The organism is Secundilactobacillus silagei JCM 19001, assembly GCF_002217945.1.
GTDB classification, from domain to species: domain Bacteria; phylum Bacillota; class Bacilli; order Lactobacillales; family Lactobacillaceae; genus Secundilactobacillus; species Secundilactobacillus silagei.
The window spans coordinates 1-7,006 of record NZ_BCMG01000020.1; the positions used below are offsets into that span (position 1 = coordinate 1).

Sequence of the window (7,006 nt, forward strand, 5' to 3'; positions counted from 1 at the left end):
AAAAAAAACACAAAGGAGTGAGCCAAAAAACAGGCTCACATTAAACTTCATTCGCTACGCTCTTTGCGCCTCACTTCGTTCGTTGCCTGCAAAGGAGTGGCAAGCCACATTAATTCGGGCGCTGACGCCCCGCACCCCGTCCAAGCTGAGCCAGCTTAACCGCTTTTTCACTCGCCGTTAGGCAGGAAAGCAAAGTTTTATAGAAACTTTGGCTTTCGCCAATTCAGTGTTAAGACTGGTTTAGAGCTGTCAATTCCTTATGCTCCCACGCTGCGCTCGTCCGCTACCATTGACAGCAAACAGTTAGTTTTTTGAATCTTAACAAGAACTTAGCTGCTATGTTCGTTTTTTAGGGCCTTATTTTTCGTTTCTAGCAATTTTAAGACTATTCATATACATTTATACCAAAGCAAAACAAAAAGCCCTCAGCAGACTCTTAGAGGGCTAAATAACGAAGCCAGGACGATTAATAATATCTTCTTGTCTTTTTTGCAAAATATAAGTGTATAAGGAATCATACAAATTCTTTTTAATCTCGTCAGGTTCATTGACAGAAGCTTCAAACAATTCTTGAATATCAACTTGCCAAGGATCAGCAAGCATTTCATCAATTGGTTTTAATACTTTCTTTTAGTCCAGCTTAATTACTCCTAACATTAAAATAATAATTTCAAATTAGATACGCAGTTCTTAAAGTTAGTTATTCAAATTTTGTTGCCAGGTTTATGAAGATTCTCTGCATAAAGCAATTAAAAAAATTTGGTTGAAAGCAGCGGGATATGCAACAATTTTTAGCATTTAAAGCATAACAAACTCAGTTAAGTGTAAGCATAAATTGAATTAAGAATACATTCCATTTAACAACGGCAAAAATTGATTTTATGGTTATCAGAAGGCCGAGTGAAACGAGGTCAATGTGCACTTACACCCTTGACAAGTGTCAAGGGTAGATTTAATACCCATCGAAATGGGTATTATTTGTATTAGAAGGCTAGCGCCAACGATAAAAATCCTAGAGCCAAATCTCAAGATTAATCAATCACATTACGAAGGATCCAATGACTATAAGCAAGACGAGCACCGGGAGTTATTACCCAAGGGTGATTAATTTCGAAAATTTGAATTTCAGTTGCTAAGTAAAGTGGCGTCTTACCATGATTAAAAGCAAAAACGGGTTGCGGAAAATCAGGCTTACTAGCAACTTGATGAACACTTTGACGAGAGTTCATCTGCCAACGAATTTTTAAATCTTCACGCGACAATAATTTTGGCAGGTGTGTTTTTTCAATTTGAGCTTGCCGTTGCAACTTTTGTGTAAACTCTTGTTTAGTCTTGTTTTGATGCCAATCATCAAAAAGATCATACTTGTTTGATTTAAAATCTAAATCCATAAAGCCAGCCTCCTAACCAAAATCAATTTTATCCAGCATCGTTTCAGTACTAGCCTGGTCTAAGCCTAAATAAGCTAAAGTCATTGCTTCACTGGAATGATTTAGCAAATTCATGACTAAACCAATATTATAATTTGATTGCGTGTAGACGCGGTAAGCCCCGGTTTTACGCATCGTGTGGGTCCCTAGATAATTAATTCCTAACAGATCGCCAACCTTACTCATAATTTTGTAGAACTGTTTTTCCGTGATATGTCGTTCTGGGTGCTGAATCGAGGGAAACAACCAGTCAGAAACCAAATGGTTTTCTTGCAACCAAGCTTGATAGGCTAATAAATCAGTTTGCACGGGTTTTAAGTAGAGCAGGTTAGCTTTACCGGTCTTTTGGTCGTGGATAAACGCATTCTGACGCACGGTGCCGTTTTCGTTAAAGACATCTGTCCAACGAAGCTTCATAACGTCGCTCACTCGCAACAGAGTCGCTTTACCCACTTGAAAAACGGTATAGTTACGCCAACCAGCTTTGAAATTATGGAGTAACGTATCTTGCACTTCTTTGAGCACATTTGAATCTTTGATTGGTAAGACAATTTGTTGCATAGTTTTAGCTCCTTAAAAAATTGATTTTTAGTACAAATTAAAGTACAATATTAAGTACAATGAAAGGGTGGTAAATATGACATTAGCACTAACACAGAGCGATTTTCGCGCTAACCTAAAAAAATATTTAGATCAAGTTAATGACGAAGACGAAACCGTTTATATTGCTCGTTCAAATAGTCGCGCAGTAGCCATCGTTTCACAAGAAAAAATGGACTGGCTAGAAAGAGCATTAAAAGCTAAAGAAGGTTCGTTAGAATATGCAATTGCACGTGATCAGTTAATTAAACGCCATGTTTTACCTGACGATGAAATTGTTGAATCAGATGATGACTATTGGGGTCAGTTTAAATAATGAAAAAACTAAGATTTAAACCACGTGCAACCTTTAATGCTGATCTAAAACGGTTAGCCAGTTTAGACAAAGCTATTATTGATGAAGTTCGAGCAGCCATTGACCTGTTGCTTGAGCAACAACAATTACCATCAGAATTTGAAGATCATGAGCTTAATCGGCGAATGAGCGGTTATAATGAATTTCACTTACGAGATACCCCGAAAAACAAAACACCAAGCGAAACTAACGATGTCCTGGTTGTTTATACGATTGATAAAGATGAACTAGTCTTAATTGGAATTCGAGTCGGATCGCATGATCGTTTATTTCCTGGTCAAAATCGTGCTAAAAGGTATCGAAAAAATGACAAATAGAAGAAGTTATTTTTATAATATGAAAATAAATAACCCCTAATATCTACATTATAGATATTAGGGGTTATTCTTTCAATGTTTTTGAGGGGCGATTTGGTAATTATAGACCCTATATATTCATAGCCCCTTTCTGTTTGGTGTTAAAGTATTAGTCATCGATGTCATGCACTATCTTGTTTAGCTCCGTTTTGATGGAACTGGGAATATTTTCTAAATTGAAATGATTATATATTTCTTTATCCTTAAGCATCCTTTTTTGTGCCTTATTTAATTTACACTCATTGTTACCCACTACCCATTCATCCTTTGTACGTATAAAGGGGTTTTGCGCACTTCCCTTTAACGCGTTTTGAACATCTTCATAAGGTAAATAAAATTCAATTGTAGATTTATTTAATTTTACAATCTACCATATAACGTCTCCATCTTTTCAAAACGACTTAATTCTACGGGCTATAAATAACTTAATTTGCCAGTGTATAACGTTTCAGATTAAGCTACCACTAAGTTATAATAACCGTATCGAAAGGAGATCAATCTAATGAAATATGCGAAAACCAAAGCAGTATTAAATCAACTCGTTGCCGATTTGAGCCAGATGTCAATGATTATCCATCAGACGCATTGGTACATGCGTGGACCCAACTTTTTGAAGTTGCACCCCTTGATGGATGAGTTCATGGAAGAAATTGACAGCCAACTCGATGTCATTTCTGAACGGCTGATTGCGCTTGATGGCAGTCCTTACTCGACCTTAAAAGAAATGGCCGAAAACACTAAGATTCAAGACTGGCCTGGTGAATGGGACAAAACAACCCCAGAACGCCTCGCACACTTAGTTGATGGCTATCGTTACTTGGAAGACCTTTACCAACACGGCATTGAAGTATCCGATGTTGAAAAAGACTTCAGTACCCAAGATATTTTCATTGGTCTCAAAACCGCAATTGAGAAGAAAATCTGGATGATTCAGGCAGAGCTTGGGTCGGCGCCGGAAATTGATGAATAAAATAATATTAAAAAATCGGTAGGCTTATGGTAGATTGTAAAATTAATCCGAACGCCCATTTGGATATTGGACAGCCCTAGTTCACAAAAGGTTTCGATTTTAATTCGTTCGGAATAGGTTGTACTAGACAAAAGATCAGCTCCTAAAAGATGGGTTTGTGGTAAACACCATTTTAAAGGAAGCTGATCTTTTTTGTCCGAACAGCGTTCGGATTAATTTTACAATCTACCTCATAAAGGAATGAAAGGTGGCCTTATGTGGGTATTCCCATTCTCAATGACAAATGTTTTTTCAGGGACTTACAAGCCAAGTTATATTTATAAACTAACAACAAAATGAAAAAGAGGTGTGGATTAGTTATGCTTAAAAAGATTGGGTACGTAATAGCTTTATTACTAGGGTTCTTTTTAATAGTTTGGCTAGCCATTTATTGGCAACATCGCACTTATTTTACTGGAGCCGTTCGAACGTACATGGTTGCCCAAAAGATTCCAAAAAATAGCATTAAAAATCAGAAAATAGTTTTTAATTGGGTCAATATGGGACAATGGGAGGAAGATGTTTCAATTCGCCACCAACACCATACCTATCAATATATTTATAATATGTCTTGGCAGGATAAAAGGGTGTCCCTAAGTATCTATGATCATCGGGAGGGTGTTAAAGATACTCTAGCTCCTTATCCACCCTTGGAGTATGATCGTTAATTTAATTTTTGCAAGCTTTAATATATTACAAAAACAATTTATAGGAGATAAATAAAAATTGTCATTAGCTGAATTGGGAAGCTTTGCGCTACTTATTTCATTGGTCTACTGGTGGTTTTTAATGTGGCATTCATTTAAACTAACCAGGAAAACGTTAGTAATTTTAAATACAGTTGGCACTGCCTTAATGACCATTTTGACGTGGCCCATCACCTATGGAATGTTACTGATTCCGATTTTAATTATTTACGCTGTATCGACTTTTATCATCTTTAAATTACCACTGGCAGCCAAATAGTATGAGAATTTTTTTGCTTCTTATAACTATCCAAGGCGGTAGGAAAATGGGCTCTTTGTCAACTATTTCTGGGTTAGATTCCTGATTGCTTGATGAAAGGAGTAGAAATACTACCAAAAACGCCACCAACTATTATTGACTTTGTTTTTAGATACTTTTTTTTGTCTATTATTATATCCAGCAACTCTATTTTCATTTTGCTTGTCGTTTTTATCCTTGCTGTGGCGGGTATTAGCGTTATTCGACAAGGCATCGTCCTTGTCGTTTGATTGTTGCTGTTGAGTTGCACTAGAAGGTTCAAGCAAGCCGCTCAATTTCCGAACGTGCTCTTTTAATCGATGGTTTTCTGAAACCGTTGCTATCTGTAATTTTTGTTGCTGATCTAAGGCCTGTTGTAAATTTGCAATTTGTTGATCTTTAACATCAAGTTGTTTTAGCAAGATATGATCAATATTTTTGTCCTTGTCGTTTTCAGCTTGCCGATTTGTTTGTCGTTCTTGTCGTTTTTGCTTGTCGAAATTAGCAAGCATTTTAACGCCTTGGTTGTCTATTTCTAGATGGTTTTTGACTTTATAAGTGTGTTTGCTTCGAAAGCCATTAATACTATTAATACGTTGATTAATAGCTTGTTTTGATAATTTTAATTCTTCTGAAAGTTGTCGAATAGTCTTGCCCAATAGTTTCACCACCTAATTAATCCGCCTTAAATTATAAGTTAAAAACGACAAGAACACCAATCGACAACCAAGTTTAAGCTTTGGTTGTCGATTGGTGTTCTTGTCGTTTTTTAAAATAGGTATCAATCTTCAAGCTAAACTATAATTGATTTGGTTCTGGTTGTTGCCACCAATGAATGTTGCTTTAACGGCAAATATCCCGAATTAACAACAACTAAAGTTTGCATCTAGTTTTTTCCCTAATGGCTTGTTTTGATACACCAAACTCATCAGCAAGTTCTCTAATAGTTTTAGGCATGATTTCCAAACCCCTTTCGGAGTTCAGCAAGTGCTTCTTGTCTTGCTTGATCTCTTATTTTTTGATCATGTTCAGCTTGTTTTTCAGCCAGTACCTGTTTTTCAGTTGTTCCTAAAGGCAAGCATTTAACTTTGTCAATTGCACGCCACTTTTCTTTATCTGATAATTCATCATTGTGCTGAATGTTAAAGAGTTTTTGACGCTCATCTTGAAATTTGCCTTGAGAAAAATCATTTGCGTCCTTTCTTTCAGGTTTCCAAGTAAAAGAATAACCGATAACTGGTTTTCCTCTGCCTTTACCATATTTTTTTCTAATCGTTAGCCCTCTAAAAAGCGGGGTTAATTCTTCTCTAATTGGCTTAATAACCTTTTTGTCAACATTTGAAGGACTATTCCAATAACTTTTAGGTATATCAAGCAATTCAAAAAAATCTTCTTTAGAGAAATAAGAATAGCCAGTAGTTCGAAATTGCTTAATTAGACGAAACATTGTTTTAGCGTAACTGCTTTTTAAATTTCTAAATTCTGTTAGGGCATAACGAACCCAACTTTCAAGATTATTTAGAAGTTTCAATGCCTTGGGATAAATCTGAATATCAACATAAGGTTCTTCAGCTTCACCTTTAATTTCAAATTCAGTAAACATAACAAAAAATTCACGATTTAAGCCACTCTTGCTTCTACGGCCAAACCTAAGGCTGAGGATCTTTTGGTATGTATTTTCAATATCATCAATAAAACGTTTATTTGCGGTTGGTTTATAGTTACTAAGCTCTTTTAACTGGTCAAAAGAGAAACGAACAGTTTTATTCCCTTGATCCCGCATGCGGGAAACAATTGAAAAAAATAAATTCATCTCAATTGGGGTAAATTTTCTCAAGGGAATAGTATTCAACTCAGGATCATACTTAACTAACTCATTAGACATGATTATCACCTCAAACACATATTAAAATAAAAGTACCTTTTTATCAAGTACAGAACTTATAAAGGTACTTGATAAACAGACAAAAGGTACTTGATAAACAGACAAAAGGTACTTGATAAACAGACAAAAGGTACTTGATAAACAGACAAAAGGTACTTGATAACCTTCTGTGAGCCTTGGGAGAGTAAGGCGCAATAGGGGTCTAAAAGAGGTTTAAAAGAGGTTTATAAAAGAGGTATATAAGAGGCACCACTGTACGAGATACAAACCTAAAACAAAAAAAACACAAAGGAGTGAGCCAAAAAACAGGCTCACATTAAACTTCATTCGCTACGCTCTTTGCGCCTCACTTCGTTCGTTGCCTGCAAAGGAGTGGCAAGCCACATT

General features: G+C 36.1%; 9 protein-coding genes and 1 pseudogene. 5 read left to right on the plus strand and 5 right to left on the minus strand.

Annotation, left to right across the window (positions count from 1 at the left end):
* Nucleotides 1-181, plus strand: a 181-nt coding sequence (locus CES79_RS13125) for a hypothetical protein (RefSeq protein WP_225362441.1), incomplete at its 5' end; no start/stop codon positions are given.
* An 850-nt stretch (nt 182-1,031) separates the two neighbouring features.
* Here CES79_RS13125 and CES79_RS12195 read toward each other — a convergent pair.
* The gene (locus CES79_RS12195; protein ID WP_012660358.1) at nt 1,032-1,391 is read right to left on the minus strand and encodes a hypothetical protein; all 360 of its coding nucleotides are present in this window, start codon (nt 1,389-1,391) and stop codon (nt 1,032-1,034) included.
* A gap of 12 nt (nt 1,392-1,403) precedes the next feature.
* On the minus strand, nt 1,404-1,991 hold the full coding sequence (locus CES79_RS12200; protein WP_012660357.1) for a site-specific integrase: 588 nt from the start codon (nt 1,989-1,991) through the stop codon (nt 1,404-1,406).
* 76 nt (nt 1,992-2,067) lie between these two features.
* On the opposite strand from CES79_RS12200, the gene CES79_RS12205 reads away from it, so the two are divergent.
* The 3 genes from CES79_RS12205 to CES79_RS12215 all read left to right on the plus strand — a co-directional run bounded on the left by CES79_RS12205 (nt 2,068) and on the right by CES79_RS12215 (nt 3,711).
* A complete protein-coding gene (locus CES79_RS12205; protein ID WP_003586674.1) occupies nt 2,068-2,346 on the plus strand; it encodes a type II toxin-antitoxin system Phd/YefM family antitoxin in 279 nt (92 codons plus the stop codon).
* On the plus strand, nt 2,346-2,702 hold the full coding sequence (locus CES79_RS12210) for a type II toxin-antitoxin system YafQ family toxin (RefSeq protein ID WP_063845909.1): 357 nt from the start codon (nt 2,346-2,348) through the stop codon (nt 2,700-2,702). The genes CES79_RS12205 and CES79_RS12210 overlap by 1 nt, the downstream gene beginning before the upstream one ends.
* 541 nt (nt 2,703-3,243) lie before the next feature.
* Nucleotides 3,244-3,711, plus strand: a complete 468-nt coding sequence (locus tag CES79_RS12215) for a Dps family protein (protein WP_054656478.1) — start codon at nt 3,244-3,246, stop codon at nt 3,709-3,711.
* A 41-nt stretch (nt 3,712-3,752) separates the two neighbouring features.
* On the opposite strand, the pseudogene CES79_RS12765 reads toward CES79_RS12215, so the two are convergent.
* Nucleotides 3,753-3,842: pseudogene (locus tag CES79_RS12765) on the minus strand (IS30 family transposase); the annotation flags it as partial.
* A 228-nt stretch (nt 3,843-4,070) separates the two neighbouring features.
* Here CES79_RS12765 and CES79_RS12225 point away from each other — a divergent pair.
* Nucleotides 4,071-4,418, plus strand: coding sequence for a DUF3139 domain-containing protein (locus tag CES79_RS12225; protein ID WP_010620858.1), 348 nt, complete (start codon nt 4,071-4,073; stop codon nt 4,416-4,418).
* 408 nt (nt 4,419-4,826) lie between these two features.
* Here CES79_RS12225 and CES79_RS12235 read toward each other — a convergent pair whose 3' ends face one another.
* Together CES79_RS12235 and CES79_RS12245 are read right to left on the minus strand one after the other, a co-directional pair.
* Entirely contained in the window at nt 4,827-5,393 is a 567-nt protein-coding gene (locus CES79_RS12235; protein WP_054656479.1) for a DUF536 domain-containing protein, read from the minus strand.
* Nucleotides 5,394-5,683: 290 nt separating this feature from the next.
* The gene (locus CES79_RS12245; protein ID WP_054712681.1) at nt 5,684-6,619 is read right to left on the minus strand and encodes a replication initiation protein; all 936 of its coding nucleotides are present in this window, start codon (nt 6,617-6,619) and stop codon (nt 5,684-5,686) included.
* Between the last annotated feature and the right edge of the window lie 387 nt (nt 6,620-7,006).

Bases quoted from the DNA above. Each gene is read 5' to 3' on its own strand.
- CES79_RS12225 (WP_010620858.1), top strand. From the start codon at position 4,071: ATGCTTAAAAAGATTGGGTACGTAATAGCTTTATTACTAGGGTTCTTT.
- CES79_RS12195 (WP_012660358.1), bottom strand. From the start codon at position 1,391: ATGGATTTAGATTTTAAATCAAACAAGTATGATCTTTTTGATGATTGG.
- CES79_RS12210 (WP_063845909.1), top strand. From the start codon at position 2,346: ATGAAAAAACTAAGATTTAAACCACGTGCAACCTTTAATGCTGATCTA.
- CES79_RS12215 (WP_054656478.1), top strand. From the start codon at position 3,244: ATGAAATATGCGAAAACCAAAGCAGTATTAAATCAACTCGTTGCCGAT.
- CES79_RS12200 (WP_012660357.1), bottom strand. From the start codon at position 1,991: ATGCAACAAATTGTCTTACCAATCAAAGATTCAAATGTGCTCAAAGAA.
- CES79_RS12205 (WP_003586674.1), top strand. From the start codon at position 2,068: ATGACATTAGCACTAACACAGAGCGATTTTCGCGCTAACCTAAAAAAA.
- CES79_RS12245 (WP_054712681.1), bottom strand. From the start codon at position 6,619: ATGTCTAATGAGTTAGTTAAGTATGATCCTGAGTTGAATACTATTCCC.